This is a genomic window from Gluconobacter sp. Dm-44, assembly GCF_018256175.1.
GTDB lineage: Bacteria > Pseudomonadota > Alphaproteobacteria > Acetobacterales > Acetobacteraceae > Gluconobacter > Gluconobacter cadivus.
In genome coordinates, this window is sequence record NZ_JAERLZ010000003.1 from 35,184 (window position 1) to 61,568 (window position 26,385).

General features: G+C 58.7%; 29 protein-coding genes and 4 tRNA genes. 23 read left to right on the forward strand and 10 right to left on the reverse strand.

The genetic code is table 11. The features are described 5' to 3' along the window. Positions 1-73: 73 nt before the first annotated feature. Positions 74-625: a GNAT family N-acetyltransferase gene (locus JK213_RS05405; RefSeq protein WP_194262174.1), complete on the reverse strand. Its 552-nt coding sequence runs from the start codon at positions 623-625 to the stop codon at positions 74-76. Between the two features lie 454 nt (positions 626-1,079). Continuing rightward, positions 1,080-1,169: transfer RNA gene (locus tag JK213_RS05410), tRNA-Ser, on the reverse strand. A gap of 219 nt (positions 1,170-1,388) precedes the next feature. Here JK213_RS05410 and JK213_RS05415 point away from each other — a divergent pair. From JK213_RS05415 to JK213_RS05470, 12 genes are all read left to right on the forward strand, one after another. After that, positions 1,389-1,916: a Spy/CpxP family protein refolding chaperone gene (locus tag JK213_RS05415; protein ID WP_228125436.1), complete on the forward strand. Its 528-nt coding sequence runs from the start codon at positions 1,389-1,391 to the stop codon at positions 1,914-1,916. A 129-nt stretch (positions 1,917-2,045) separates the two neighbouring features. Next, positions 2,046-3,473, forward strand: coding sequence for a signal recognition particle protein (gene ffh / locus JK213_RS05420; RefSeq protein WP_194262173.1), 1,428 nt, complete (start codon positions 2,046-2,048; stop codon positions 3,471-3,473). Positions 3,474-3,515: 42 nt separating this feature from the next. Further along, complete coding sequence (gene rpsP, locus JK213_RS05425) at positions 3,516-3,860, forward strand: 30S ribosomal protein S16 (protein ID WP_062029531.1); 345 nt, start codon at positions 3,516-3,518, stop codon at positions 3,858-3,860. 28 nt (positions 3,861-3,888) lie between these two features. After that, positions 3,889-4,431, forward strand: coding sequence for a ribosome maturation factor RimM (gene rimM / locus JK213_RS05430; RefSeq protein ID WP_194262172.1), 543 nt, complete (start codon positions 3,889-3,891; stop codon positions 4,429-4,431). After that, entirely contained in the window at positions 4,428-5,132 is a 705-nt protein-coding gene (trmD, locus tag JK213_RS05435; RefSeq protein ID WP_062109737.1) for a tRNA (guanosine(37)-N1)-methyltransferase TrmD, read from the forward strand. The genes rimM and trmD overlap by 4 nt, the downstream gene beginning before the upstream one ends. Before the next feature lie 24 nt (positions 5,133-5,156). Further along, on the forward strand, positions 5,157-5,549 hold the full coding sequence (gene rplS / locus JK213_RS05440; protein ID WP_041110658.1) for a 50S ribosomal protein L19: 393 nt from the start codon (positions 5,157-5,159) through the stop codon (positions 5,547-5,549). 21 nt (positions 5,550-5,570) lie between these two features. After that, entirely contained in the window at positions 5,571-6,998 is a 1,428-nt protein-coding gene (gene leuC, locus JK213_RS05445) for a 3-isopropylmalate dehydratase large subunit (protein WP_194262171.1), read from the forward strand. Further along, entirely contained in the window at positions 6,998-7,624 is a 627-nt protein-coding gene (gene leuD, locus JK213_RS05450) for a 3-isopropylmalate dehydratase small subunit (RefSeq protein WP_194262170.1), read from the forward strand. The genes leuC and leuD overlap by 1 nt, the downstream gene beginning before the upstream one ends. Beyond that, a complete protein-coding gene (gene leuB / locus JK213_RS05455; protein WP_194262169.1) occupies positions 7,621-8,730 on the forward strand; it encodes a 3-isopropylmalate dehydrogenase in 1,110 nt (369 codons plus the stop codon). The genes leuD and leuB overlap by 4 nt, the downstream gene beginning before the upstream one ends. Positions 8,731-8,873: 143 nt before the next feature. After that, positions 8,874-10,076, forward strand: a complete 1,203-nt coding sequence (locus JK213_RS05460) for a pyridoxal phosphate-dependent aminotransferase (protein WP_194262216.1) — start codon at positions 8,874-8,876, stop codon at positions 10,074-10,076. Next, positions 10,073-11,284: a pyridoxal phosphate-dependent aminotransferase gene (locus JK213_RS05465; protein ID WP_194262168.1), complete on the forward strand. Its 1,212-nt coding sequence runs from the start codon at positions 10,073-10,075 to the stop codon at positions 11,282-11,284. The genes JK213_RS05460 and JK213_RS05465 overlap by 4 nt, the downstream gene beginning before the upstream one ends. Before the next feature lie 54 nt (positions 11,285-11,338). Continuing rightward, positions 11,339-13,027, forward strand: a complete 1,689-nt coding sequence (locus JK213_RS05470; protein WP_194262167.1) for a M3 family oligoendopeptidase — start codon at positions 11,339-11,341, stop codon at positions 13,025-13,027. A gap of 42 nt (positions 13,028-13,069) precedes the next feature. Here the strand turns inward: JK213_RS05470 and JK213_RS05475 are convergent, their stop codons facing one another. Then, positions 13,070-13,588, reverse strand: a complete 519-nt coding sequence (locus JK213_RS05475; protein WP_228125435.1) for a thioredoxin family protein — start codon at positions 13,586-13,588, stop codon at positions 13,070-13,072. A gap of 89 nt (positions 13,589-13,677) precedes the next feature. Between JK213_RS05475 and JK213_RS05480 the strand changes: the two genes are divergently transcribed. Beyond that, entirely contained in the window at positions 13,678-14,010 is a 333-nt protein-coding gene (locus tag JK213_RS05480; protein ID WP_194262165.1) for a hypothetical protein, read from the forward strand. On the opposite strand, the gene JK213_RS05485 is transcribed toward JK213_RS05480, so the two are convergent. Further along, positions 13,991-14,425, reverse strand: coding sequence for a DUF423 domain-containing protein (locus JK213_RS05485; protein ID WP_194262164.1), 435 nt, complete (start codon positions 14,423-14,425; stop codon positions 13,991-13,993). The genes JK213_RS05480 and JK213_RS05485 overlap by 20 nt on opposite strands. Positions 14,426-14,540: 115 nt before the next feature. On the opposite strand from JK213_RS05485, the gene JK213_RS05490 reads away from it, so the two are divergent. From JK213_RS05490 to JK213_RS05500, 3 genes are all read left to right on the forward strand, one after another. Further along, positions 14,541-15,131 carry a DUF4142 domain-containing protein gene (locus JK213_RS05490; RefSeq protein ID WP_194262163.1) on the forward strand — a complete coding sequence of 197 codons (591 nt, stop codon included), beginning with the start codon at positions 14,541-14,543 and terminating at the stop codon, positions 15,129-15,131. A gap of 26 nt (positions 15,132-15,157) precedes the next feature. Next, entirely contained in the window at positions 15,158-15,730 is a 573-nt protein-coding gene (locus JK213_RS05495) for a cob(I)yrinic acid a,c-diamide adenosyltransferase (protein WP_194262162.1), read from the forward strand. A gap of 214 nt (positions 15,731-15,944) precedes the next feature. Beyond that, a complete protein-coding gene (locus tag JK213_RS05500) occupies positions 15,945-16,505 on the forward strand; it encodes a hypothetical protein (protein ID WP_194262161.1) in 561 nt (186 codons plus the stop codon). A gap of 18 nt (positions 16,506-16,523) precedes the next feature. Here the strand turns inward: JK213_RS05500 and JK213_RS05505 are convergent, their stop codons facing one another. Continuing rightward, complete coding sequence (locus JK213_RS05505) at positions 16,524-18,407, reverse strand: OPT family oligopeptide transporter (protein ID WP_194262160.1); 1,884 nt, start codon at positions 18,405-18,407, stop codon at positions 16,524-16,526. A 96-nt stretch (positions 18,408-18,503) separates the two neighbouring features. Continuing rightward, positions 18,504-19,097, reverse strand: a complete 594-nt coding sequence (locus JK213_RS05510) for a hypothetical protein (protein ID WP_194262159.1) — start codon at positions 19,095-19,097, stop codon at positions 18,504-18,506. Positions 19,098-19,211: 114 nt separating this feature from the next. On the opposite strand from JK213_RS05510, the gene ispH reads away from it, so the two are divergent. The 4 genes from ispH (at position 19,212) to JK213_RS05530 (ending at position 21,809) form a co-directional block, all read left to right on the forward strand. After that, complete coding sequence (gene ispH, locus JK213_RS05515) at positions 19,212-20,222, forward strand: 4-hydroxy-3-methylbut-2-enyl diphosphate reductase (RefSeq protein ID WP_194262158.1); 1,011 nt, start codon at positions 19,212-19,214, stop codon at positions 20,220-20,222. Between the two features lie 6 nt (positions 20,223-20,228). Beyond that, positions 20,229-21,179 carry a homoserine kinase gene (locus tag JK213_RS05520; protein ID WP_194262157.1) on the forward strand — a complete coding sequence of 317 codons (951 nt, stop codon included), beginning with the start codon at positions 20,229-20,231 and terminating at the stop codon, positions 21,177-21,179. Beyond that, the gene (rnhA, locus tag JK213_RS05525; protein WP_099286527.1) at positions 21,172-21,624 is read left to right on the forward strand and encodes a ribonuclease HI; all 453 of its coding nucleotides are present in this window, start codon (positions 21,172-21,174) and stop codon (positions 21,622-21,624) included. Before JK213_RS05520 ends, rnhA begins: the two co-directional genes overlap by 8 nt. Before the next feature lie 109 nt (positions 21,625-21,733). Beyond that, positions 21,734-21,809: transfer RNA gene (locus tag JK213_RS05530), tRNA-Asn, on the forward strand. Between the two features lie 71 nt (positions 21,810-21,880). On the opposite strand, the gene JK213_RS05535 is transcribed toward JK213_RS05530, so the two are convergent. After that, entirely contained in the window at positions 21,881-23,107 is a 1,227-nt protein-coding gene (locus JK213_RS05535) for an MFS transporter (RefSeq protein WP_194262156.1), read from the reverse strand. A 70-nt stretch (positions 23,108-23,177) separates the two neighbouring features. Here JK213_RS05535 and gpt point away from each other — a divergent pair, with 70 nt between their 5' ends. From gpt to JK213_RS05550, 3 genes are all read left to right on the forward strand, one after another. Continuing rightward, positions 23,178-23,684, forward strand: coding sequence for a xanthine phosphoribosyltransferase (gene gpt, locus JK213_RS05540; protein WP_099286525.1), 507 nt, complete (start codon positions 23,178-23,180; stop codon positions 23,682-23,684). Positions 23,685-23,733: 49 nt separating this feature from the next. Next, positions 23,734-23,810, forward strand: a tRNA-Pro gene (locus tag JK213_RS05545). 17 nt (positions 23,811-23,827) lie between these two features. Further along, a tRNA-Arg gene (locus JK213_RS05550) sits at positions 23,828-23,904 on the forward strand. 43 nt (positions 23,905-23,947) lie between these two features. Here JK213_RS05550 and JK213_RS05555 read toward each other — a convergent pair. From JK213_RS05555 to JK213_RS05565, 3 genes are read right to left on the reverse strand one after another with little or no spacing between them, the layout of a single operon-like run. Continuing rightward, positions 23,948-24,358, reverse strand: a complete 411-nt coding sequence (locus JK213_RS05555; protein ID WP_194262155.1) for an Ivy family c-type lysozyme inhibitor — start codon at positions 24,356-24,358, stop codon at positions 23,948-23,950. A gap of 11 nt (positions 24,359-24,369) precedes the next feature. After that, on the reverse strand, positions 24,370-24,942 hold the full coding sequence (locus JK213_RS05560) for a nicotinamidase (RefSeq protein WP_194262154.1): 573 nt from the start codon (positions 24,940-24,942) through the stop codon (positions 24,370-24,372). 36 nt (positions 24,943-24,978) lie between these two features. Continuing rightward, positions 24,979-26,328, reverse strand: coding sequence for a hemolysin family protein (locus JK213_RS05565; protein WP_194262153.1), 1,350 nt, complete (start codon positions 26,326-26,328; stop codon positions 24,979-24,981). Positions 26,329-26,385: the final 57 nt, after the last annotated feature.

Consider the following 26,385-nt stretch of genomic DNA (forward strand, 5'->3'; position numbering starts at 1 on the left):
TAATTTTTTAAAGTAATTGTATGTTTGTGCGTTAAGGGTATTATTGATTTATAGATACAAAATAAATGCCCTTTTAGTCTGTGATTCGCCTTAGATCGAACCGCATTGCACACCGGGAACCCTCTGGAAATCCATGTGCCTGCTCCCTGTCGAGGATGGATATCAGGCGCTGATTCAACTCGTCATGCGTAAGGATCACGAAACCCATTTTGGAGTAAAATGGTGCATTCCATGGAATTTCCTGAAAAGTAGTCAAAGTTATATCTGCCAGCTCTTTGCGTAGAGCCCAGTGTTTAAGATGTTGTAGTAATGCTTTCCCGATCCCGCATTTCTGCCAGGACGACGCGACTGACATTTCAAGAATATGGACGTCCTTATGCTTCACAGAAGCTGTCAGAAAACCGACAGGCGTATCTGCTGTATCCACAGCTACCCAGCATGTCTTTGTCTGTATAGAGCTTCGGTGCGCCTCCTCTGGTATCGTCTCTGAGGTCGCAATCCAAGCTAGTCCCGGCACAGACCTGAAAGATTGTGCTGCAGAAAGTTCAATGGCAGGCAGTTGCTCTATGTCCGTCAGGCGTGCGTCACGGATCTGAAAAGTTTGCTTCTGGACGCGTGAATTCATGTTCAGGACTTTGCTGAGGCGTGTTGGCGCATATATACCGACGATATCAGGTAATACTGGGCGGTATAGATGACAGGGCCAGAAAGATGATCGCCAGTAGCGTTACAAAATGAACTGAAATGGCATCAACCTCGCAGAACTGATCGTGCAGTTTACCCAGATTTGTGATGGCAGACTGATACCTCTTCTTATTAAGACGACTGCCTTTTGATGATTGTTGCGGGATATAATGTGCCAAGACCAGCGGGGGTGCCGAGGGAAAATCGCGCTCAGTCTATGCTGTATCCGTTATGCCGCTTGCGGGCTTCTGCCTGGCGTTGTTTGCGGATCAATAGAGGATCGCGTTGATAGGGAGTTCCCGGAAAACCTCAGCCCGCTTTAGGGTCCTTGAATATCGCGCACCCCTGCGAGATTCAGGACCGAATGTGACGGGATATCATGAAATTTATCTTAGTGGCGGAGAGGGTGGGATTCGAACCCACGGTACGCTTCCACGCACGGCGGTTTTCAAGACCGCTGCCTTCAACCACTCGGCCACCTCTCCATCCGGCAGGCTTCATTTCTGAAGACTTCTGTTCGGATCTGGATGCTTCATGCGACGGGAAACATTTGCCGTCAAGTCGCTATGTTACATATACCCTCTCTCCTTACTCTTTGAAACGGAGGAGGGGGAACTCAGCAACATTGAAGCATGCCATCTAGAACGTCATGGAAGGCGCCTTGTGCGTTTCCGGCTGCCATAACCTCCAAGGATATGACGTCCATGACGATCCTTCGTCCTGTTGTTTTTCTTCCCGTCATTGCGGCTCTGGGCCTGATGGGAACTCCTCTTGTGGCTTCGGCACAGGCGCATCATGCGTCTGACTGGGTTCAGCCTCCTCCGGGAGGTCCGCGTGGCGCTCCTGGCCGTATGATGCCTCCTGTTCCTCCCGGCGTTACGTTGACGGCGGCTCAGAAAACAAAGCTCAAGGCCATTTTTGAAAAGGCTCATCAGGATGAGCGCGCGCTTCGTCTCGAGGGACGGGCGATCGAAGGCAAGATCCACGATGCTCTCAGTGCTGTCGGCGATCTGGATCGTGCAACGCTGACAGATCTGAGTGGGCAGGAAAACGCCCTCAAGGCGAAAGTCTCCGCGTTGCATCTTGAAACCATGGAACAGCTTCATGATCTGCTGACGCCTGCTCAGCGCCAGCAGGGCAAAGAGACCATGGACAAGCTCAAGGCGCTTCATGAGCAAATGAAGGCTCTGATGGGGCATCCGCCAGAAGGCGAACCGGACGATATGCCCTGAAAACCGAGGTTTCTGCGTCTATCGCTTGACGCCTGTGTGGCAAGGCGATAGACGAACTCTGTTTCCGGACACGCCACCTCGCGAAGACTCGCGCAGTGGCGTGTTTCTGTTTGCTTTTAAGGTGACCCGTTGTTCGATCAACTCTCAGGCAAGATGTCCGGTGTCCTCGAAGGGCTTTCCAAGAACGGGAAGCTCTCGGAGGCTGATGTCACCGAGGCCATGCGTGAAGTACGTCTCGCCATGCTGGAGGCAGACGTTGCTCTGCCTGTGGTGCGGGACTTCGTCAACAAGGTTCGCGAGCGGTCTGTTGGGCAGGAAGTGCTGGAAAGCGTTTCTCCCGGTCAGGCCGTGGCCAAGATCGTCAACGATGCCCTGATCGACGCACTGGGCGGGGCAGGGGCTGTTCCGCTGAACCTGTCCGCCAATCCGCCGGTCCCGGTGCTGATGGTGGGTCTGCAGGGTTCGGGCAAGACCACGACCTCCGGCAAGATCGCCCTGCGTCTGTCCGGTCGCGAGAATAAGAAAGTCCTTCTGGCCAGCCTCGACGTCCAGCGTCCGGCTGCGCAACTCCAGCTTCAGCAGCTGGCTGAGCGCGTCAACGCCAAGACGGGTCGCGTTCAGGCTCTGCCGATCATTGTCGGGCAGTCGCCTGTCCAGATCGCAAAGCGTGCGCTCGAGACCGGTCGTCTCGAAGGTTATGACGTCGTCATTCTCGATACGGCAGGCCGTCTGTCCATCGATGAAGCGCTGATGGATGAAGTGCGGGAAATCCGTACGCTCACCAAGCCTGCCGAGACGCTGCTGGTCGTTGACGCGATGACCGGTCAGGACGCCGTCAACACCGCGAAAGCCTTCAACGAAGCTGTTGGCATTACCGGTGTTGTCATGAGCCGGATGGACGGCGACGCCCGCGGTGGCGCGGCCCTGTCCATGAAGGCCATCACGGGCGCGCCGATCAAGCTGACCGGTTCGGGCGAGAACCTCGAAGCGCTTGAAGAATTCCATCCCGAGCGTGTCGCGGGCCGTATTCTCGGTCTGGGTGACGTTGCCGGGCTGGTGGAACGTGCTGCTGAAACCCTCGATCACGAGGAAGGTGAGCGCGTCGCCAAGAAGATGCTCGCGGGCAAGTTCGATCTGGATGACTATGTGTCCCAGATCAACCAGATCAACCGCATGGGCTCGATTTCCGGCATTCTCGGCATGATGCCGGGAATGGGAAAGATCAAGGATATGCTGGGCGATAAGGAGCTCGATACGTCGATCTTCAAGCGTCACAAAGCCATCATTTCCTCGATGACGAAGCAGGAGCGCAAGACGCCGGAGATCATCAAGGCGTCCCGCAAAAAGCGCATTGCGGCAGGCTCCGGAACCACGGTTCCGGAGATCAACCGTCTGCTCAAACAGTTCAACGACATGTCCACCATGATGAAACGCATCAGCAAGATGGGCCTTGGTGGCCTGATGCGCGGCATGGGTGGTGCAGGAGGTCTGGCGGATCTGATGAAGGGCATGGGTGGCCCCGGGGGCAAACCCGGCGGACGCCCGCCTTTCGTCTGATCTGTCCCGTTTTTTACAAGTTCTGTCTCTCAGGAGTATTTCATGAGCCTCAAGATCCGCCTTGCACGTGCAGGTGCCAAGAAGCGTCCCTACTACCACATCGTTGTCGCCGACAGCCGCAGCCCGCGCGATGGCCGTTTCATCGAGAAGGTTGGTTCCTACAACCCGATGCTGCCGGCTGATCACGCCGACCGTATCCGTCTGGTTGACGAGCGCATCAAGCACTGGCTGTCCAACGGTGCCCTCGCCACGGACCGTGTTGCCCGCTTCCTCGGCAATGCAGGCCTGGCTCCGAAGCCGACCTACAACGAGCAGCCCAAGCAGTCCGCTCCGAAGGCGAAGGCTCAGGAACGCGCCAAGGCTGCTGCTGCCGCTGCTGCGGCCTGATTGAGCTGCTTTTCAGGAAGCCCGAGACGTGCCCCGCTTCAACCCTGACAGCGATGTCCTGATTGCCACCGTCGGTCGTCCGCACGGTGTCCGCGGTCTGGTGCATCTTCATGCTGCCACAGATGATCCGGCTTCGGTCGAGACGCTGGGCGTGCTGCATGACGGGCAGGGCAGGGCATGGACGGCACGCTGGATTTCGGCTGGCGTGGCTGCACTGACGGATGCCGAAGGCCAGGATCTTCCTGACCGTACGGCCGCCGAACGTCTGGTCAATGTCAAGCTGTATGTTCCGCGTACCGTTCTTCCGGAAGCCGGAGACGACGAATTCTATCATGCCGATCTGATCGGTATGACGGCTGTCTCGGAAGACGGAGAGGTTCTCGGGACGGTGTCGGTCGTTCACGATTACGGCGCAGGCGTCAGCCTCGAAGTGGATCGTGGCCTGATCGTGCCGTTCACGCTGGCTTGCGTACCGCGCGTTGATCTTGCGAAACGGGAAGTGACCCTTGTCCCTCCTGTTGAAGTCGAGGTCGAGGGGGATCTCTCCGGCGAGGTCCAAGTGCGGGCATGAGCTGGCGCGCGGACATCCTGACCCTTTTTCCCGACATGTTCCCGGGGCCGCTGGGGTTCTCCCTTGCGGGCCGGGCGCTGGAGCGGGGGATCTGGTCCTGTGAGGCGCATGATCTGCGCCAGCATGGACTGGGACGTCACCGGGCCGTCGATGATACGCCTTTTGGTGGCGGAGCCGGCATGGTGATGCGGGCAGACGTTCTGGATACGGCCCTCTCGGCGCTTCCCGCGCTGGATGGGCGCCCGGTTGTCTACCCGACGCCACGGGGGAAGCGCATGTCGCATGAAGATGCGGAGCGCCTGTCGTCCGGACCGGGGGTCGTCGTTCTCTGTGGGCGCTTTGAAGGCGTGGACGAGCGCGTTCTGGAGAAGCACGATATCGAACAGCTCTGCATGGGCGATGTCGTGCTGTCGGGCGGGGAAATTCCTGCCCTGACTCTTCTGGATGCGTGCGTACGGCTCCTTCCCGGCGTCATGGGGTCAGATGTCAGCGGTCAGGACGAGAGCTTCGCCGAAGGGCTTCTTGAATATCCACAATACACCAAGCCGGCAGTGTGGGACGGGCGGGACGTGCCCGACATTCTTCTCTCCGGCAACCATGGTGCCATCGCCCGCTGGCGCCATGAACAGTCAATCGCCGTCACGAAGGCGCGCCGCCCGGACCTCTGGGATGCGTATCTGGCACGACAGCAGGTCCATTGAAGTTTTGTTTTCAGGAGTTTGGTCATGAACATTATCCAGCAGTATGAGGCGCGCGAAATCGAGCGTCTTTCCGGCGTCCGCGCTGTTCCCGAGTTCATTGCAGGTGACACGGTCCGCGTTGGCGTCCGCGTTGTCGAAGGCACGCGTGAGCGTGTTCAGAGCTTCGAAGGCGTTGTCATCGCCCGTTCCAACAAGGGTCTGAACAGCAACTTCACGGTTCGCAAGATCTCGAACGGTGAAGGCGTCGAGCGCGTGTTCCCGCTGTACGCACCGTCGATCGCCAGCATCGAAGTCGTGCGTCGCGGTAAGGTCCGTCGCGCAAAGCTGTATTATCTGCGTGGCCGTTCGGGCAAGTCCGCCCGTATTGCCGAGCGTCCCCGCGATCTGCCGAAGGCGGACAGCAAGGCCGCTTCCTAAACCGTTCGGAGTAGAGACAGGATGCCCGTTAGCAATTCGCCCAGAACCCTTTTTGACAAGATCTGGGACGATCATGTCGTCGAACGTCTCGAAGACGGGACGTGCATCCTCTACATCGACCGGCACCTCGTTCACGAGGTGACAAGCCCGCAGGCCTTTGAAGGTCTGCGGCTGTCCGGGCGCCGTGTGCGTCGTCCGGATGCCACGGTGGCCGTGGTGGACCACAACGTCCCCACGTCCGACCGTTCCAAGCCGATCGAGGAGCCGCAGAGCCGCCTCCAGATCGAAACGCTTGAGAAGAATGTTGCCGAATTCGGCATTCCCTATTTCCCGCTGCGTTCCGCCTCTCAGGGGATCGTGCATGTTGTCGGGCCGGAGCAGGGCATTTCCCTGCCGGGCATGACGATCGTCTGCGGCGATAGCCATACCTCCACGCATGGCGCTCTTGGTTCGCTGGCATTCGGGATCGGCACGTCCGAGGTCGAGCATGTGCTCGCGACCCAGACGATCCTGCAGAAGCCCGCGAAGAACATGCGTGTTTCGGTCGAAGGCAAGGTCGGTCCGGGCGTAACGGCCAAGGACATCATGCTGGCCATCATCGGGCGCATTGGCACCGCGGGTGGCACTGGCCATGTCATTGAATTTGCAGGATCTGCGATCCGTGATCTGGACATGGCAGGGCGTATGACGCTGTGCAACATGTCCATCGAAGCCGGTGCACGTGCAGGTCTGGTCGCGCCTGACGAGACGACCTTCGCCTATGTGAAGGGCCGCCCGTTTGCGCCGAAGGGCGAAGCGTTCGACCAGGCCTGTGAGTACTGGCGCAGTCTGGCGTCTGACGAAGGTGCCTATTTCGATACCGAAGTCACGCTCGCTGCGGAGGAAATCATTCCCTCCGTCACTTGGGGTACCAGCCCGCAGGACGTGCTGCCGATCGACGGTTCCGTGCCGTCTCCGTCGGACGTTGCGGATCCGGCCCGTGCCGCCCAGATCCAGCGTGCCCTGGATTATATGGGTCTTGAAGCCGGCCAGAAGATCGCCGGAACGCCAGTGGATGTCGTGTTTATCGGCTCCTGCACGAACAGTCGTCTGGAAGATCTGCGCGCTGCTGCGGATGTGGTGCGCGGGCGGCATGTTGCCGAGGGCGTTCGGGCCATGATTGTGCCCGGCTCCGGTCTGGTGAAGCATGCGGCTGAAGCGGAAGGACTGGACAAGCTGTTCCTTGATGCCGGTTTTGAGTGGCGTGAGGCAGGCTGCTCGATGTGTCTGGGCATGAACCCCGACCGTCTGACGCCGGGCCAACGTTGCGCTTCAACCTCCAACCGTAATTTCGAAGGGCGTCAGGGGCCGGATGGTCGCACGCATCTCTGCTCGCCTGCCATGGCGGCAGCGGCAGCTGTCACGGGGCGTCTGTGCGATGTGCGTGAACTGGTGAAGGAGACCGTCTGATGGACAAGTTCACGGAACTCACCGCCATTGCGGCGCCCATGCCGACCGAGAACATCGACACGGACCAGATCATTCCGGCCCGCTTTCTCAAGACCATCCAGCGGACCGGTCTTGGCAAAAATGCTTTCGCCGCCCAGCGATATGACGCCGATGGCAATGAAAAGCCGGATTTCGTGCTCAATCAGGAACCATACCGGCACGCCGAAATCCTGATTACCTACGACAATCTGGGCTGCGGATCCTCGCGCGAGCATGCCCCGTGGGCGTTGCTGGATTTCGGGATCCGTTGTGTGATCGCGCCCAGCTTTGCCGATATCTTTTTCAATAACTGCTTCAAGAACGGTATTCTGCCGATCCCGCTGCCGCGTGAGATCTGCGACGAACTGATGGACGATGCGCGTCAGGGTTCGAATTCGCGTCTGACAGTAGATCTGGAGCGTCAGGTTATCGTGCGTCCGAATGGCGAGACCATCGCGTTCGAGGTCGATCCGTTCCGTCGCCACATGTTGCTGGAAGGGCTGGACGACATCGGTCAGACCATGGCGCATGATGCCGAAATCAGCAGCTTCGAACATCGCACCAGCCGTGCGTGGGTGCCGTCAATTACCATAGGGACTGTGAAATGAGCGACGCACACAAGCTTCTGGTTCTGGCCGGAGACGGGATCGGACCGGAAGTCATGCGCGAAGTGGCGCGGATCGTGCACTGGATGAGTGCGCATCGCGGACTGAAGCTTGAAATCACGGAAGAACTTGTCGGCGCAGCGTCGCTGGCCGTGCATGGGGTCCCCATCCGCGATGAGGTCATTGAACTGGCCCGCCAGTCTGACGCGGTACTGTTTGGCTCGGTGGGAGATCCGGCTTGGAGCCATGTCGGGTTCGACAAACGCCCGGAAGTAGCGATCCTCAAGCTCCGCAAAGAACTTGAATTGTTCGCCAATCTGCGTCCGGCCAAGCTGTTTGATGCCCTGATTGACGCCTCCGCGCTGAAGGCGGAAGTGGTGCACGGACTTGACCTGATGATCGTTCGCGAAACGGTCGGCGGCATCTATTTCGGTGAGCCGCGTGGAATCGAAACGCTGCCTGACGGCTCCCGTCGCGGCATCAACACAGAAGTTTACACAACGTCCGAAATCGAGCGTGTGGCGCGTGTGGCGTTCGATCTGGCCCGTAAGCGCGACAACCGCGTATGCTCGGTCGAGAAGTGCAATGTCATGGAAAGCGGCCTCCTGTGGAAGGAAGTCGTAACCGACATTCACAAGCGCGAATATTCCGACGTCCAGCTTTCGCACATGTTGGCCGATAACTGCGCGATGCAGCTCGTGCGTGACCCGAACCAGTTTGATGTCATTGTAACTGGGAACCTGTTCGGAGACATCCTGTCCGATCTGGCGTCGATGCTGACGGGTTCACTCGGGATGCTGCCGTCTGCAACGCTTGGCCCGGTTCGCGCCTATGGCAAACGCAATGCGCTGTATGAGCCGATCCATGGCAGCGCGCCGGATATTGCGGGCAAGGGGATCGCCAATCCGCTGGCCCAGATCCTCTCTTTCGCCATGCTGCTGCGGTATTCGCTCAATCGTGGCGAGGATGCAGATCTTATTGAAACGGCTGTCTCGAACGTGCTGGCTTCGGGCCTGCGGACCGGGGATATCATGTCTCCCGGCATGGCTCGAGTCGGAACCGAAATGATGGGACAAGCCGTTCTGCGCGAGATGGAAAAGCTCGCCTGACCTCTTACGGGACCTATCTGGCAAATATCAGGCGCCTTCCTTAGGGAAGGCGCCCTTTTTGTTGATCGCAGCCCGGCTGCCTGTGGTCAAAACTGCTGGAACATGCCTAGGATCGCGCCATCGAAATGATCCGGAACCTTGTCATGTCCTTTATTGCCGACCGTCTGAACCGCATTCTTCCCAGTCAGACGATTGCCGTGACCCAGAAAGCCCGTGCCCTGAAGGCAGAGGGCCGTGATATCATCAGCCTTTCTGCGGGTGAGCCGGACTTTGATACGCCCGACTTCATCAAGCGTGCGGCAATCCGGGCGATCGAGGCCGGCAAGACAAAATATACGGATGTTCCGGGCACGATTGAACTCCGCAAGGCGGTCGCAGCGCGTCTGAACGCCGATTTCGATCTGGACTACAAGGCCGAGGAAATCTGCGTTTCCACGGGTGGCAAGCAGGTTATCTATAATGTCATGGTCTCGACCCTGAACGCAGGCGATGAGGTCATCATCCCGGCTCCTGCATGGGTGTCTTATCCCGACATCGTAACGCTGGCCGATGGAACGCCTGTCATTATCCAGACGGCCCCCGAAAATGGCTTTCGCCTGACGGCAGAACAGCTTCGTGCGGCCATCACGCCTCGCACGAAATGGCTCTGCCTGAATTCGCCCTGCAATCCGACAGGGGCGGCGTATGACGAGGTAGCCCTGAAGGAATTGACGGATGTCCTGCTGGACTATCCGGATATCTGGATCCTGACGGACGATATGTACGCCAAGCTCCTGTATGATGAGGCTGTTGCCAAGACCGTTGTGCAGGTCGAGCCGCGTCTGCGGTCCCGGACCGTGACGATGAATGGTGTCTCCAAAGCCTATGCCATGACAGGCTGGCGGATCGGGTTTGCCGCCGCACCGGTGGAGTTCACAAAACAGCTTATCAAGCTGCAGGGACAGAGCACGAGCAATCCCTGTTCCATCGCGCAGGCGGCAGCGCAGGAGGCCGTATCCGGCCCGCAGGATTTCATTTCGGAGATGGTGGCGGTCTATCAGGAGCGGCGCAATCTGGTGATCGGCATGCTCAATGATGCACCCGGTCTGACCTGCGCTCTCCCTGAAGGGGCGTTCTACGCCTTTCCGTCCATTGCTGGCGTTCTGGGCAAGACCAGCAAGGGCGGTCGTCTGATTGAGAGTGACGAGGCTTTCGTAACGGCTCTTCTGGAAGAAACCGGCGTGGCGGCCGTGCATGGAACGGCGTTCCTGACCCCGGGATATTTCCGGATTTCCTATGCCACCAGCACGGATCTTCTGGTTGAAGCCTGCACCCGGATCCAGAAGTTCTGTCAGGGTCTTTCATGAGTTTTACCATCGCATCACGCCTTGCGGATCTGCCGCGACCTGCAACGATCGCCATGGCTGCCCGCGCCCGCGAACTGAGGGCGCAGGGCGCGGATGTCATTTCACTTGCCTTGGGGCAGCCGGATTTTCCGTCTCCTCCAGAAGCGATTGAAGCCGCTTATGCAGCCGCGAAAGCCGGGGATACGGGCTATCCGCCGATCCCCGGACAGAAGCCGCTGATCGATGCCATTATCCGCAAGTTCAGGCGTGACAACGAGTTGGACGTTGCGCCCAGTCGAATCATGGTTGCGAATGGCGGCAAGCAGATCATTTTCAATGCGCTGATGGCGTCGCTGGAAATTGGCGACGAGGTCATCATTCCTGCGCCGTACTGGGTGAGTTATCCGCTGATTACCCGGATGCTGGGCGGGGTTCCGGTCGAAATCTGCTGCCGGGAAGAGGACGGCTTTCGTCCTGATCCTGAGGCCATCCGCGAAGCTATTACGCCGCGCACGAAATGGCTGGTTCTGAATTTTCCGAACAACCCAACCGGTGCCATTCTGGTACGGCAGGACCTTGAAGCCATCGCAGATGTGCTGCGTAAGGCGCCGCATGTTCTTGTGATGAGCGACGAGATCTATGAACATCTGACGTTCGACGGCCGCAAACACCTCTCCTTGCTGAATGTCGCGCCTGATCTTGCGGATCGGATTCTGATCGTGAACGGGATGGCGAAAGCCTACGCCATGACGGGATGGCGCGTCGGGTTTGCCTGTGGTCCTGTGCCTCTAATTCAGGCCATGGTGGCGGTGCAGGGCAATTCCACCTCGGGCGTTTGCACGCTGGCACAGGCCGGATCGGTGGCCGCGCTTGATGGGGACGCTGACGGAATTGCACACATGCTGGCGACGTATGAGCGACGTCGGGCGCTGGTTGTCGGTGCCTTGCAGAAGGTTCCCGGACTGACCTGCGTCATGCCGGAAGGGGCGTTTTATGCCTACCCGGGTGTCGCGGCCCTGGTCGGTCGCACATCCGGGCAGGGGCGTCTTCTGGACACGGATGTGGCATTTGCGGAAGCCCTGCTCGAAGAGGCGCATGTTGCGACCGTTCCGGGTTCGGCGTTCGGATATAGCCCGTATCTTCGCCTGTCTTTTGCGGCGTCCGATGTACAGCTTGCAGAAGCCTGCCGCCGTATTGCCCAGTTTGTGGGCGAGATCCGCCCCGTCTGATGGCAACAAGGGCAGGGCATGGACGCAGAAGCGGGGGAGTGTCAGACTTGCATCATGACGAAGACACTCCCTCCCTTTTCCGAACTGTCTTTCCCCCGGCCTGACGAGCAGTCGCTCAAAGCGCGCTACGATGCCATCGCGTTTCTGCTGGATGCCGGGGACCGGGTGGAAGCCCTGAAGGCTTTTGATGCTGTCCGACGCGAGTATGAGTCGTGGGCATCGCACGTTCATCTGCAATTTTCGCGCAATACACAGGATGAGACCGCCAAGGCAGATCGGGATTATGCGGATCGGTTGTCTCCGATCGTAACCGATCATGAGGTGACGGTCAAGAAGCGTCTTCTGGCCGATCCCGACCGCGCGGGTCTTGAAGCCATTGTAACGTCGCATGTGGTGCGGCTCTGGGAAGCTGATACGACCACATTCGATCCGCGTATCAGTACGGATCTGGAAGAGGAAGCCCGTCTTTCAGGGGAATACACGGCGCTTCTGGCGGCTGCGAAAATCTCTTTCGATGGCAAAGTCCTGAACCTGTCGGGGTTGGTGCCTTATCTTCAGGGCATGGATCGGGATGTCCGTCATGCGGCGGAAAAGGCGCGCTGGGATTTTTTCGAGCAGAACGGCGCTGAACTGGATGCCCTTTACGGCAAACTGGTCGCTCTGCGGGACCGGATGGCGAAAACCCTTGGTTTCGATAACTATATCGAACTCGGGTATCGCCGGATGCGCCGGACAGATTACGGTCCCGAGCAGGTCGCAGCCTTTCGAGAGAAGGTTCTGGCTTATGTCACACCCCTGATCAGCGCGCTCATGGAGCGTCGTCGTCTGAAAATGGGCTGGGACAAGGTGATGGCGTGGGATGAGGCTCTGATTGACCTTCAGGGTAATCCCGAGCCCGCTGGCGATCATGACCTGCTGGTGGCGCGCGCTGAAACCATGTTCCGCGACCTCGATCCTTCAGGGGAAATGGCGGATTTTTACGTCCAGATGCGCGATCTTGGGTATCTCGATCTGAAAAACCGAGAGGGCAAGGCGGGAGGCGGCTTCTGTACGTCTTTTCCGACGGTCGGGACGCCTTATATTTTCGCTAACTTCAATGGCACCCATAACGATATCGGCGTTTTCACCCATGAAATGGGTCATGCGTTCCAGAACTGGAAAAGCCGTGATCTGCCGTGGATCGATCAACTCTGGCCGACCATGGAAGCGGCGGAAATCCACTCCATGGGCCTTGAGTTCCTGAGCTGGCCGCAGATTGGAGACCTGGTCGAGGATGGCGCGGCAGAACGATATCGGCGCATGCATCTGATTGATGCGCTGTCGTTCTTTCCCTATGGCGTCTGTGTGGATCACTTCCAGCATGAGATTTATGCCCATCCTGACATGACGCCAGAAGAACGGCATCAGACTTGGGAGCGGCTTGAGAAACTCTACATACCCTGGCGGGACTGGGGCGATCTGGCCTATCCGGCCAAGGGTGGCCGCTGGCAGGCCCAGCTCCATATTTACCGGCTGCCGTTTTATTATATCGACTATGCATTAGCACAGTGCTGTGCTCTGCAACTCTGGCTGGGGTCGCGTCTGGACCGGGAAGGGACGCTGGAAATCTACCGCAGGCTCTGCGCCGAAGGTGGGTCGAAACCGTTCGCGCAACTCGTGTCCGAAGCAGGATTGACCTCTCCGTTTGAAGCAGATGTGCTCGCTGAAGTCGTCCATGAAGCCGAGCAGGTGCTCGCGCTTTAAGGATAGAGTAAGGCTCCGGAAAAAAGCCGGAGCCTCAAGGACTTATCCGCGTTTGTTCCAATCAGAAATGAGGTCAAGAACAGCCTGCGGTGACATGCTGCGGGCGTTGCCAAGCGCCTTGGAGCCGTCGCCGTTCAGGGCATGGCCTTCCGGCGTGACGATAATGACGGTCGGGACGGCCTTGATGGTCACGCCATAGCGTTCCGCCAGATCGAGATTGGTGTTGATGCGTCCGACATTGATCGGCACCACCACGAACTGGCTGTCCAGCCAACGTGCCGCATCAGGTAGTGCGAAAATCCCGCTGAGCATTTTGCAGTCCGGGCACCAGTTGCCGCCAAAATCGAGCAGAACCTTACGATGCGTTTTCTTCGCGAGCGCGAAGGCCTGTTCTACCTGCTCGTGCGCCACTGCCGTATCGGGATAGGGTTCGGCGACGGGCGGTGCGGATGTTTCGGTCAGTTTTGGGGCGGGGACTGCTGGCGTTGTGGACGCGGCATGTGCCGGCAGGGTTGCAGTCAGCGCCAGACCAAGGCCGGCGGCAAGAAGGGAACGGTTCATGAAAAAGGCTTTCATTGATGTTGTCCTCTGCATGCCATAACGCAGAATGACAGGAACAGATGATTAAAGCCCAATTTTGAGGAAAGGTCATGCGTTTGAAAAAAGCAGTACCCCGCCCACAAGCAGAATCTCCGCGTGAAGTCAGTGTTACGGAAACCCTGATCCGGACAGCAATCCTCGTGGCGTTAACACTGGCCTTTGCGTCGGTCTTCCGTTTCTGGAAACCGGCCATCAAGGCCGCGCAGCATATCGCTGGAACGTCTGTCTGGCAGGAACTCTACAGCCTGTTTCATATCGACTCAGGGGTCGGACGCGAGCAACTGATCCTGACCGGGATCATGGTGGTCTGTTTTCTGCTGGCACTTGCCGTCCAGTCCATCGGGTTTCTGATTTTTCGGAAGCTTAGAAAAAACCGGGCCTGACTTTCAGGGCCGAAACGGCTGCCAGGCACCACGCAATCATGAGCATCGTCCCGCCATAAGGCGCGATCCGGCCAATCGAGACCGGACCCAGCTTCAGGTCAAACAGCGCAAGCAGGGTGACGGGCACGCAGAACAGAACCATGCCGACCGCCATGCACAGACATGCCATGCGGATCAGTCGCGGCGACAGGCGCGCTGCGTTCAGAGAAAGCAGACCAAGCCCGAGAGCATGCCACATCTGGATTTCCACTGCGGAATGCAGCATGGCCCTGCCACCCGGAACGGCAAACAATCGGTCCGGCAGATGGGCGGACAGGGCGCCGAGCATGACGCCGGACGCTGCGGAGAGGGCCGCGAAAATGAAACTGCCTCGAAGCAGAACTGGTGTACCGGGCTGGATGGGGTTTGCGGACATGCCGTGAATGTATCATGTGTTGTCTGAACAGCGAATGAGAGACTGTCATGAGTGCATTGTCAGTCTGTCGCGGCCTGTCTTTTCGAGGCAGGCGCGTTTGAAAAAGGAAGCTTCGATGACTGTTTCGTATCTCCGCCTCTGTCTGTCCGCGGGCCTTCTGGCCGGTCTTGCGGCCTGTAACGCTCCCGATGCGCCGCCTGCGCCGGCGCTGCCGAGCGTCGCTTCGACCTACAAGCTGACGACGGCAGATGCGGCGTTCCTCCAGCAGGTGGATGAGATGGATCAGACCCAGATCGCCATTGCGACACTGGCCGCGACCCATAGCAACAGTGACGTGGTCAAAGCCTTCGGTTCGACCGTTCAGGGTGATTACACGACCAATCAGAAAGCCGTCGCCAAGATCGCCTCAGACGCCAATCTGACGGTTGCCGCCAAGATTGATGCGGCCGATCAGGAGCATGTCGAGTCGTTTTCCCATCTTTACGGTGCTGCATTCGACCGGATGTTCCTGCGCGATATCGTCAGTATCCGGACACCGGATCTGAGCAAGGCCATCGCGACGGCTCAGGCTTCGGGCGGCTCGCCGGACATCAAGACCCTCGCTACGGACACGGACAAAATGCTGACGGATCATACATCCCGCGCCCGTGATCTGATGGGCGATCGCAGCATCGGTCATCACGCGAAGCACAAAAGAAGCCGCTAAGACCAGCGCGGAGGATTGGACAGGTCATGACGATCCGCATCGATAAGATCGTAACACGGGGTGGAGACGGCGGGCAGACGTCTCTTGGAGATGGCACACGCGTCCCCAAGTCTTCAGACCGGATCGAAGCGATGGGGACTGTTGATGAACTGAATGCCCAGTTGGGAATTTTGTGCAGTACCATGGCGCAGGATTTCCGGATGGCTGTTCTTCTGGACGAAATCCGTCAGATCCAGTCCTGCCTGTTCGATCTTGGTGCGGACCTTTGTCTGCCTGACCCAGAACGTACCCCCAGCTTGCCTTCGGAAGCCATTATATGGCTGGAAAGCAGGCTGGAGGATCTGCGCCGACACCAGAAGGAACTCAGAAGCTTCGTGCTGCCAGGGGGCTGTTCCGTCGCGGCTCAAGCGCATCTTGTCAGAACTGTTGCGCGCCGGGCAGAACGGCGTGTTGCGCTTCTTGAACAGAGGCCGGTAGAGGGACTTCGTTTTTTGAACAGATTGTCTGATTACTTCTTTGTTCTTGCGCGTCACGCGAACAATCATGGTGAAACCGATATTCTCTGGTCGCCGGGTCGTTGGCATGAGAAGAAAATATAAATAAACGCTTATTGCCCTGATGACAGAATGGGCGTGAAGTGCTAGGAAATCCTCGTCAGAACGCTGGGGTTCTTCCAGACGAGTCGACTTTTCATATCCTTGTCAGGACATGTCTCGGCTGAGCGGGTTTAAATCCGGTCAGCTTTTCTGCCTTTCGGCAGGCCTGTTCTGCAGGGGAAAATCCATAAATATCATATTGGTTGAAGAATACAGAATGCAGGACGAGCATCAGGCTAACGAAGAAGACAAACTGCGACAGGCTCTGGCCCGTCTGGGTGCCGGGGCGTCCTCACGCACTCCAAACAAGTCAAGGCCCGTTCCCCCGACTGCCGAGCGTCGGCGTCGTTTCGTCCGCGACGGGCAGGTTGTGGTCGAACATCAGGGCGGTCGTGGAATTGCAGCACGTAATGTCGGGCAGGACGATCAGGAAGAACTTGAGCGTCTTCGTCAGTCGGTCAAGCGTGAACAGCGTCGCTGGGAAGAGGCCGAGCGGAGCCTCGGGGAAATTCGCAGCCAACTCAAGGCGTTCGAGACGCGCGAAGCCCATGCGAAAATCCAGATCAGTGAACTGAACCGCGAGTTACGCGAAAATCAGGACACGATCCAGACATTGAAGGCATCTCTTCATCAGGCGCGTGAGCAGGCTGCCGAAGCAGCACGCCGTACACCGCGCCCTGTTGGACGCCCTCGCAAGGAGCCTGCTCCGCAGGTGGTGGATGTGGCGGAAGCCGAGATTGCCGAACAGGAGCCTGTGCAGTGGTGGGTAAAGGCCTGACCGCAGGCCTTTATTCATTTACTCTGAATGTTTGACCCGGCGTCCGAACCAGAGCAGAACACCACAGAAGACAGCCCAGCCTAATCCGGCATTCAATAGAGCTGGAACGGGAAGCGCCAGACTATCTGAGCTTCCCGTAGCGCCTGTCATGGCCGCAAGTGCTACGCCGATCAGGCTTTCCCCAACAATGAAGCCTGAGGCGATCATCGTTCCCTGTTCTCTGGGGAAACGGCGCAGAAGCCACGCAAGCCCCGCACCAATCCCGATAGTTACCGAGACCTCTGCTGGGAGGTAGATGCCCATTCCCACGGCCAGCGGCGGGAGAGCAAGGTTGCGGCGGTTCAGCACAATATCCAGTACGACCAGGCAGACGCCAATGGCTGCTCCGATTTCCAGCATCAGCCAGTCAAGTCGGTGCGTCAGAATCCCAGTTGCAATAGCTGCCATCAGGGCGGGCTGGGGGGCGGCAAGTGCGCGCGAAGGGTCCATATCTGCACGTGGCATGGCACCCACGAAACCATAAGCCTGATACAACACCTGAAGCACCCAGGGGATAACGATCGCGCCAACGGCACAGCCGATAAGCAGCGCAACTTCCTGCCTCCAGGGTGCCGCGCCGACGAGCTGGCCTGTCTTGAGATCCTGCAGATTATCGTTCGAAACGGCGGCTGAGGCAGTGATGGCGGAGAGGACGAACAAGCCGAACGCGATGGCGATCGGGCGCTGGTCCACCGTCAGGATGCCGCCGCTCTCCAGCCCCCAGAGAGCAACCGAAATGACAATGATGGCGATGATACCAACACCGGATATCGGCGAAGATGATGATCCAATGATACCAGCCATATAGCCGCACGCGCTGGCGACCAGAAAACCCAGTCCGAAACAGGCGATCAACCCCAGAACGACCAGTGTTCCCAGAGCGCCACCATGCGGCATGACAGGCCACAGGAAATAGCCGAACAGCGCAGCGAGCAGGATTGCAAGACCTGCGCAAAGACCAATCAGTGTACGAGGAGAAAGATCGCGATCGCTGTCATCGCCGGTGGCCAGATGGGTGACCGAAAGCGCTTCTTTCAACCCTTGTGCGACCGGACGGGCAAGAGCGAGCAGCGTCCAGACCGCTGCCACCGCAATGGTTCCGGCGCCGATGAAGCGCACCTTGTGCAGCCAGAGGCCCGAAGCCTCGGCCAGTGGCGTGGCTGAGGGGGCGAGGTGGCCCAGAACCGGCACCATGACGCCCCAGGCCAGAAACACGCCGAGCAGCATCGCAATGCCGCCGCCAATGCCGACCAGATAGCCGGTGCCCAGCAGGGCCAGCGAAAAACTTCCATTCAGACGAAATGCCGACGACCCGACGACGGTAGCAGCAGAAAATCCGTCTGACAGGAGGCGTAGACCCGATGTAGCAAAAGCCACAGCACCCGAGACAAGAGTGCCGAGCATGAGGGATTTGAGGCTCCGGGCATCGCCCTCCGGCGAGGAGGCGCGCAGGATTTCCGCACAGGCTGTGCCTTCTGGGTAGGGCAGATCGGAGTTGCTCACGAGGGCCCGGCGTAGCGGGATGGTGAAAACAACGCCCGTCATGCCCCCCGCCATCGTCAGCAGCAGGGTGATGACATACGGAAATTCATGCCAGTATCCGACCATGATAAGGGCCGGGAGAGCCGCAAACACGCAGGACAGGGTACCGGCAGCAGAAGCCTGCGTCTGGACCATGTTGTTTTCCAGCATGGTCCCGCCGCCCATGAGGCGCAGGACGGCCATCGAGATGATGGTGGCTGGAATGGAGGAGCCAAAAGTCAGGCCGATTTTCAGACCCAGATAGACGTTTGCTGCCGTAAAGACGACCGTGATGAGGGCTCCGAGAATAATCCCCCGGAGGGTCAGTTCGCGATTGTCCATGTATTTCTGTTCCGAAATGATGGCAGGCACAGAGCCGCTCGCTGTGACTGCATGTCGGGGCTGATGCTTCAGCCCCGCCGATTTTTACTGGTACTTTTACTGGGTGTGGCTGTGGAAAGCGACCGGGGAGAGGTGTTCGCGGTTATAGCCCAGTTCGCCGTGCGTCAGCTGATACCCGATTTCGAGTGTATAAGGATTTTCCTGCGCCATGTTGTCGGTGGCTGGCAGGTCGATCAGGCGCAGGTTCGTGCGGACGGATTGTGTGCTGACATTCGGCGGGAAGCGGAACGTGTCCGTGAAGACTTTCTTGTCCACGATCTTGCCGTCCCGCATGATGACAATGAAATACGGCACATCGATCGTATTGCTGGTCGCCGCCGGGCCACGGGTCAGGTTCATGGCAAGGCTCAGACGCGTGCGGACCGTCTGGTGACCATGAGGTCCTTCCGGACCGCGCTCGCAGTCTCCGGACAGAGATGTGATCTGCGCATGGCTGACGAGGCTTCCGATATCCGCGCTCTTGCCGTCATAGACGAACTGGTCCGCTGCCGATCCCGGGATATCGAGCGCCGGACAGGCGGGGGCGAAGAAACTCTGGTTGGATTCGTCGCAGCCGGCCAGACTCGAAAGGGCCAGGAGGGCGAAAGCCGGAGCAAACAGGGGCGAGGCGAAGCGCCGGATGGCTAGCATCAGCTGAAGAAACTCCTACAAAGAGGCTCGGCAAAGAAGCCCGGACGTTGCGACGAGAGGCAATCCGGTCGATACTGGTCCTACATATCGAACTCCGCCCGCTTGGGGAACACCATGTCAGAACAGACGACTTTCGCTCCTGCCCGCACCAATGGTGTGGATGCTCCTCCAACCCTTCGCGTCCTGCTTGCCGGTCCGCGTGGATTCTGTGCCGGTGTGGACCGCGCCATCCGTGTCGTGGAAGAAGCGCTGCGTCGTTATGGCGCTCCGGTCTATGTCCGTCACGAGATCGTCCATAACCGGACGGTCGTTGAGGGGCTTGAGGCCAAGGGGGCCATTTTCGTCGAGGAACTGGACGAGGTGCCCGAGGACGGACATGTTGTTTTCTCTGCGCATGGCGTTCCAAAATCCGTTCCCGCCGAAGCCCAGCGCCGCAATCTGCTGTATCTGGATGCAACATGTCCGCTGGTGTCGAAGGTCCATCGTGAGGCCGAGCGTCACTTCGCGGGTGGGGGTCCGGACCAGCTCCACATCCTCATGATCGGCCATGCGGGCCATCCGGAAGTTGTTGGCACGATGGGCCAGCTCCCGCCGGGTGCTGTCACGCTCATCAATGATGCGGAAGAAGCCCGCACGATCCAGCCGGAAGACCCCGCGAAACTGGCTTTCATCACGCAGACCACATTGTCGGTCGATGATACGGCCGAGATCGTGGACATCCTGCGTTCGCGCTTCCCGCTCATCGAGGGGCCGAAGCGCGAAGACATCTGCTACGCGACGACCAACCGTCAGGAAGCCGTGAAGGCGATTGCGCCCGAAAGTGATCTGGTGATCGTGATCGGCTCTCCGAACTCGTCCAACTCACAGCGCCTGCGCGAAGTGGCTGAGCGTTCGGGCGCGCGTCGTGCGCTGCTGGTGCCGAAGCTCGAAAATCTGGACTGGAGCGTCCTTGAAGGCGTGGAAACGCTGGGCATCAGTGCGGGTGCATCTGCTCCCGAGAGCCTTGTGCAGGAGATGGTGTCGGCTCTGGCCGAGAAATACACGCTCAAGATTGAAGAGCGGATCGTCAAGGAAGAGAACATCAACTTCCGTCTGCCCGGTCCGCTGGCTGGCGAGGAAGACTGATTTCTCATGGCCGTCTATACGGAACTGGCGGCCGAGACGCTTGAGGCGTTTCTTGGCACTTACGCGATCGGCACTCTGGTCTCGTTTCATGGCATCGCAGAGGGTGTCGAAAACAGCAATTTCCTCCTCCGTACGACGGAGGGGGATTTTATTCTCACGCTGTTCGAGCGTCGGGTAAATGCCAGTGAGCTCCCGTGGTTTCTGGGGCTTATGCAGCATCTGGCGGGCAGGGGGCTGAACTGCCCGCTCCCCGTATCAGACCGGAATGGCACTGCGCTGCGGACACTGGCAGACCGTCCGGCCGCCATCACGACATTCCTTCCCGGTGTTTCTGCAACCCAGCTTGATGCGGGGCTGTGTCTGGAACTCGGCAAGGCGTTGGCTCGGCTGCATATTGCTGGTGAGGGATATAGCGCCGTTCGTCCGAATGCGCTGTCTCCGGCGGCGTGGGGACCGCTGCTTGATAGCTGTGGGGAGAGCGGAGACGCGCTGTCGCCCGGCCTGACGGCTGAAGTGCGGACTGCGCTGCAGCGGATCGAAAGCGCATGGCCCCTCCCGGATGAACTGCCGCGTGGGCAGATCCATGCGGATCTGTTTCCGGACAATGTTTTCTTCCAGAACGGGCAGGTGTCGGGGCTGATCGACTTCTATTTCGCCTGTACGGATTTTCTGGCTTACGATCTGGCGATCTGCCTGAATGCCTGGTGTTTCCGGGACGAAAAGACATTCGAGCCGTCATTCGCTGCGGCCATTCTTCAGGGTTATGAAAGTGTTCGCCCGCTGACTGAGGCGGAGAAATCGGCGCTTCCCCTGCTGTGTCAGGGGGCTTCGATCCGCTTTCTGCTGACGCGCCTGTATGACTGGATCAACACTCCGGCCAATGCGCTCGTGACTCGCAAAGACCCGTTGGCCTATCTGGTGCGCCTGCGCCATTTCGCAGGTGTCGCGCATGTCTGAGGCCTCTGCGGAGCGGCCTCAGGTTGAAATCTGGACGGATGGCGGGTGTAAACCCAACCCCGGCCCGGGTGGCTGGGGGGCGCTTCTGGTCTGCCGCGGTCAGGAAAAAGAGCTTCTGGGTGGGCATCCGGAAACGACCAACAACCGTATGGAAATGACGGCTGCCGCCGAGGCGCTGGAGGCTCTGAAACGCCCCTGCATCGTGACGCTGCATACGGACAGCGAATATCTGCGGAATGGCATTACCCGCTGGCATACGGGCTGGGTGCGCCGGAAATGGCGGAATGCGGCTGGGGACCCTGTCGCCAATATGGATCTGTGGCAGCGTATTCTGGAAGCTGCGAAGCCGCACGAGATTGAATGGCTCTGGGTCAAAGGGCATTCGGGCGATGAAAACAACGAACGCGTGGATCAGCTTGCAACGCGGGGGCGGGAAGAGCTCTGAAAATCGCGGTTTTTCTCAGGTCTTTGAAGAAAAACGAAAAAATCTCCAAAAAAAGTTCATTTAGGGGCTTTACCGACCCCGACCATTTGGCTACATACCACCTCGCCGGTCCCGAATAGCTCAGTTGGTAGAGCAAGCGACTGTTAATCGCTGGGTCGTAGGTTCGAGTCCTACTTCGGGAGCCAGCCTTTCTCTTAGAAAGCTGCTTCGGCCGCAATAAAAAGCTCCCTTTTGGGAGCTTTTTGCGTTTCTGACCTTACTGTTCTTCGGGGAAGACGTCTTCCAGACGATCCAGCGCCCATAGTCGCGGGAAAAGGCGCGCCCATGCGGCCGCCACCAGAATGGTGCCGACGCCGCCCGCGATCACGGCTGCCTCTGGTCCGATCGCCGTTCCGAGCATCCCGCTCTCAAATTCGCCAAGCTGGTTGCTGGACCCGATGAACAGCGTATTGACGGCTGAGACACGTCCACGCATCGAATCCGGTGTTGCAAGCTGGATCAACGAGGAACGGATGACGACGCTGATGACGTCAGCGGCTCCGAGGATCATCAATGCGACAATCGAGACCCAGACCGTGTGGGACGCGCCAAAGACAATCGTCGCTATGCCGAACACGACGACCGACACGAACATGACGAGACCTGCACGCCCCTTGAGGGGGTAACGGGACAGGCCCCAGGACATCAGGAGTGCGCCAATCGCCGGAGCCGCGCGAAGCAGTCCCAACCCGACCGGACCGACATGCAGGATGCCGTCGGCATAAACCGGGAGCATGGCTGTAGCGCCGCCCAAAAGAACGGCGAATAGATCGAGCGTAATCGCCCCCAGCAGGTCACGGCGGCGGTTAAGAAAGGAGAGACCGGCAAAGACCGAGGCGAATGTGATGGGTTCTTTTGGAGGAACGGTGTGCACCAGTTTCAGGGAAAATGTTCCCGAGAAAGCCACGGCAAACCCGATGGTTGAAAGGCCATAACAGACGACTGGCCCAATGCCGTAAAGCAGGCCGCCAAGGCTCGGGCCGACGATGGAGGCTGTCATGAAGAGCGAGGAGAGTAGGGCCTGTGCGCGGGGTAGAAGGGATGGAGGTGCGATGGCGGGGAGAAATGCCTGCTGGCAGGGCATCTCGAAGCTGCGCAGAACGCCATAGAAGGCTGCGAACGCATAGATGCCGCCCGTCGTCAGTCCGTGAAGTGCGGCGGCCACGGCGAGGGCGGCCGTAGAGAGAATTTCGCAGATCTGACAGACAAGGACGATGGTGCGCCGGTTGAAGCGGTCCGCAACGTGCCCCGCGACGAATGTCAGCGGGATCATGGGCAGGAACTGTGCCAATCCCAGATAGCCTAGAGAGGCTACGTCATGCGTCAGCGCATAGATCTGCCATCCGATGGCGATCGTCATGGTGGTCGCGGAAAGCTGTGAGAAAATTCTTCCGACGATAAGAGCCGGAAGGCCGGGGAGGGTGCGCAGGGCCGGATCGATCATTGCGGCACTTTAGGCACTTCCGTCTCTCAAGTTTATTGCAAAATTGCGAGACGGAAGGCAGAGGAAGATCATGACAGCCAATCAGACCCCCCAAACCGTTCATTATGCGACCGTCACCTGGGACCAGCTCCATCGGGACGCGCGCCTTCTGGCCTCAACTCTCATGCAAAAGCATGGGCCTTTCCGCGGGATCGTCGCCATTACCCGTGGTGGCCTGATTCCCGCCGCTATTCTTGGCCGCGAAATGGGCTGCCGCCTGATCGAAAGCGTTTCGGTCATCAGCTATGCGGGCGAAGAAGGCACGCAGCATGAGCCGAAAGTCGTCAAGCCGCCTGTTGCTGCGGGAGATGGCGAAGGCTTTCTGATCGTGGACGACCTCGTGGATTCGGGCGTAACGGCCCGTATCGTGCGCGAACTGCTGCCCAAAGCAGTTTTCGCGTGCCTCTATGCCAAGCCTGAAGGCAAACCCTTCACTGATCATTATGTGACGGAAGTTGCGCAGGACACCTGGGTGCTCTTTCCGTGGGACACAGCACCGCTTTTCGTGCCACCGCTCGTAAGAAGCGAAGGCGAATAAAAAAACCCTCTTGCCTCGACCGGCCAGACATCCTAGGTTCCGGCCGGTTCGGGGCGTGGCGCAGCCTGGTAGCGCGCTTGTTTTGGGTACAAGAGGCCCCCGGTTCGAGTCCGGGCGCCCCGACCAGTTAACGGCCAATTGATGCGCCCTTAGCTCAGATGGATAGAGCAACAGCCTTCTAAGCTGTGGGTCGATGGTTCGAATCCATCAGGGCGCACCAGCCATTTCAGAAACATCGGCTGGCGCTCCATTTTCCTTTAAATTCAGTCTGCTGGATTATTGTCCTGATAGGCTTTGAGAAGCACTTTCTGCATCTCGGCATCGGGTGCGCCCAGAAAAGTCTGTTTCAAAGGCCCCTCCCGTTTGATGCTCAGCAGGCCCCATGCGGCTGAATGGTCTTTCGCAAAAACAACCTCAAGCTGCTCTGCCGCACAGTCATGCTGGCGGCACATATGCCCCAGAAGATAAGACTTGCCCCCAATGCTGAAATCACTGACCGGTACGGAGGTCGCATGTGCCGTCATCACCCATGACGGCAGTGTCACCATAGCCTGATAGGCCTGTCGGAACCCTTGCGTATTCGCCAGATCCGCCGTTGTCGGAGGTGTCGCTGCCGAGGCAGTCTGAAACGCCGCACATGCCAGCAGGGCAGGAAGCAGTCGGGTTATATGCATGATTGTGCCCTTCAGAAGGCATTCAAGTTTTTCAACCGAACGCCTTGTTTTTCAAGTTTTTCCAAGGTGGCATTTGGATCAGTCGAAATCCCTCGACAGGCTTCCGGCACGACGTCGGTTTGATAGCCACAATTTACGGCATCCAGCGCCGTCGCCATGACGCAGTAATCCAGAGCCAGCCCACAGACGACCACATGGTCAATGCCAAGACCTTTCAATAACCCGTCGAGCCCTGTTGAAGTTGCACGATCATTGTCAAGAAAACCCGAATAGCTGTCCCGCTCCTGCAGAACGCCTTTGCGGATGATGTGCGTTATTGGTTCGGGCGTGAGTGCTTCAGGAAAATCAGCCCCATGGGTGCCTGCAACGCAGTGAACCGGCCAAGGACCGCCCTGAGAGCTGAAAGAGCAGTGATGGGAAGGGTGCCAGTCCTGCGTTGCGATCACTGCCCTGAAGGGGCGTCTGGCAAGCGCGTTGACGGCCTCAAGAATGCTGTCCCCATTTGGTACGGCAAGTGCACCGCCGGACAGGAAATCATTCTGGATATCGACAAGGATAAGAGCGGAGCGGTTGAGATCGATCATGTCACGATCTAAGCAGCCTGCGTCCGGCAGAGGAAGTCAGTTCAGACGTGTCACCAACAACTGGTTGATTCTGAAGCCTTCCACGTCCACCACTTCAAACCGGAATCCGGACGATTGTACGCTGTCCGCCTTGCGGGCCATGCGACGTAGACGGTTCATTACAAAGCCGCCAACCGTGTCAAAGTTTTGGGCATCGTCGAACATGGGAATGTCCAGTTCGCGGATGACGTCGCCGATGGGGGCCGCGCCGTCGATCAGCCAGGATTTGTCGTCGCGGCGGACGATGGCCTGTTCTTCAAACGGACTGACCAGACCGTCCATCAGGGCGCCCATGATGTCCTTGTAGGTGATGAGGCCGACCACGAGACCATATTCGTTGACGATCAGGGCAAAGCCTGCCGAGTGCGCCTCGAATTGTGCGAGGGTTTCCCACAAATTCAGGGTGTCGGGGAGCGAGAGGACATCGCGGCGCATGCGGAAGATCTGACTGGCGATGGTGGTCAGACCCGTGCTTTTGGGCTGGGGTTCGTCGACGACGGCAACCAGAACGTCTTCTGCGCGAATGGAGCCGATGACCTTATCGAGACCGCCGTCGCAGAGCGGGTAGCGCGAATAGGGCCGAACCCGCACTTTGTCGCGCTGGCTTTCAGGGCTTTCCTGTACGTCCAGAAAAACGATCTCGTCGCGCGGGGTCATGGCGGACGTGACGGCACGGTCCTGCAGGCCGAGCACGTTCTGGATCATCTGGTGCTCTTCTTCCAAAAGCACGCCGGAAGCTGTTCCGGCCGCGAGAATGGCGCGCAGGTCTTCAGGCGTGACAGGCTCGACGGTTGCGGCGGCCGGGATCTTGAGAAGTTTGAGCAGCCAATCGGAGATTTTCGAGAAAACCAGAACCGCCGGGTAGAGAACTTTCAGGGCGATGGCGGGAAACCAGCCGACCTTGAGCGCGATCCGGTCGGGCGCGTTCATGGCAATCCGCTTGGGAAGAAGATCCGCAAACAGGACGAAAAGGCCGGTGATCAGCATAAAGGAACATGCCGAACCCAGCTTGCTGGCAAGGGCTGGGCTTGTGCCCATAGAACGAAAGCCTGCCGCGATCGGGTCGCTCAGCATGGATTCGCTGATGATGCCGCCCAGAACTCCGACCGCGTTCAGGCAGATCTGAAGGACCGTAATGACCTGGCCGCTGTTGCGTCGCAGTTTGAGAAACGCGACAGCACGGGGGTCTCCTGCTTCGGCTCTGGAACGAAGGCGCACATCCCGTGCCGCGGCAAAAGAGATCTCCGATAGCGAGATCAGGATGGAGACGCCAATCAGCGCGACCGTGGCAGCTAAGCCCAGCAGGAGGAAAACGATCTGTTGCTGGGAGGAAGGAAGGACTGACATGCGGGAGGCGTTATACCCTGAAAAAGTGAAATATTACCAACTTTCTCACGGTTTTGG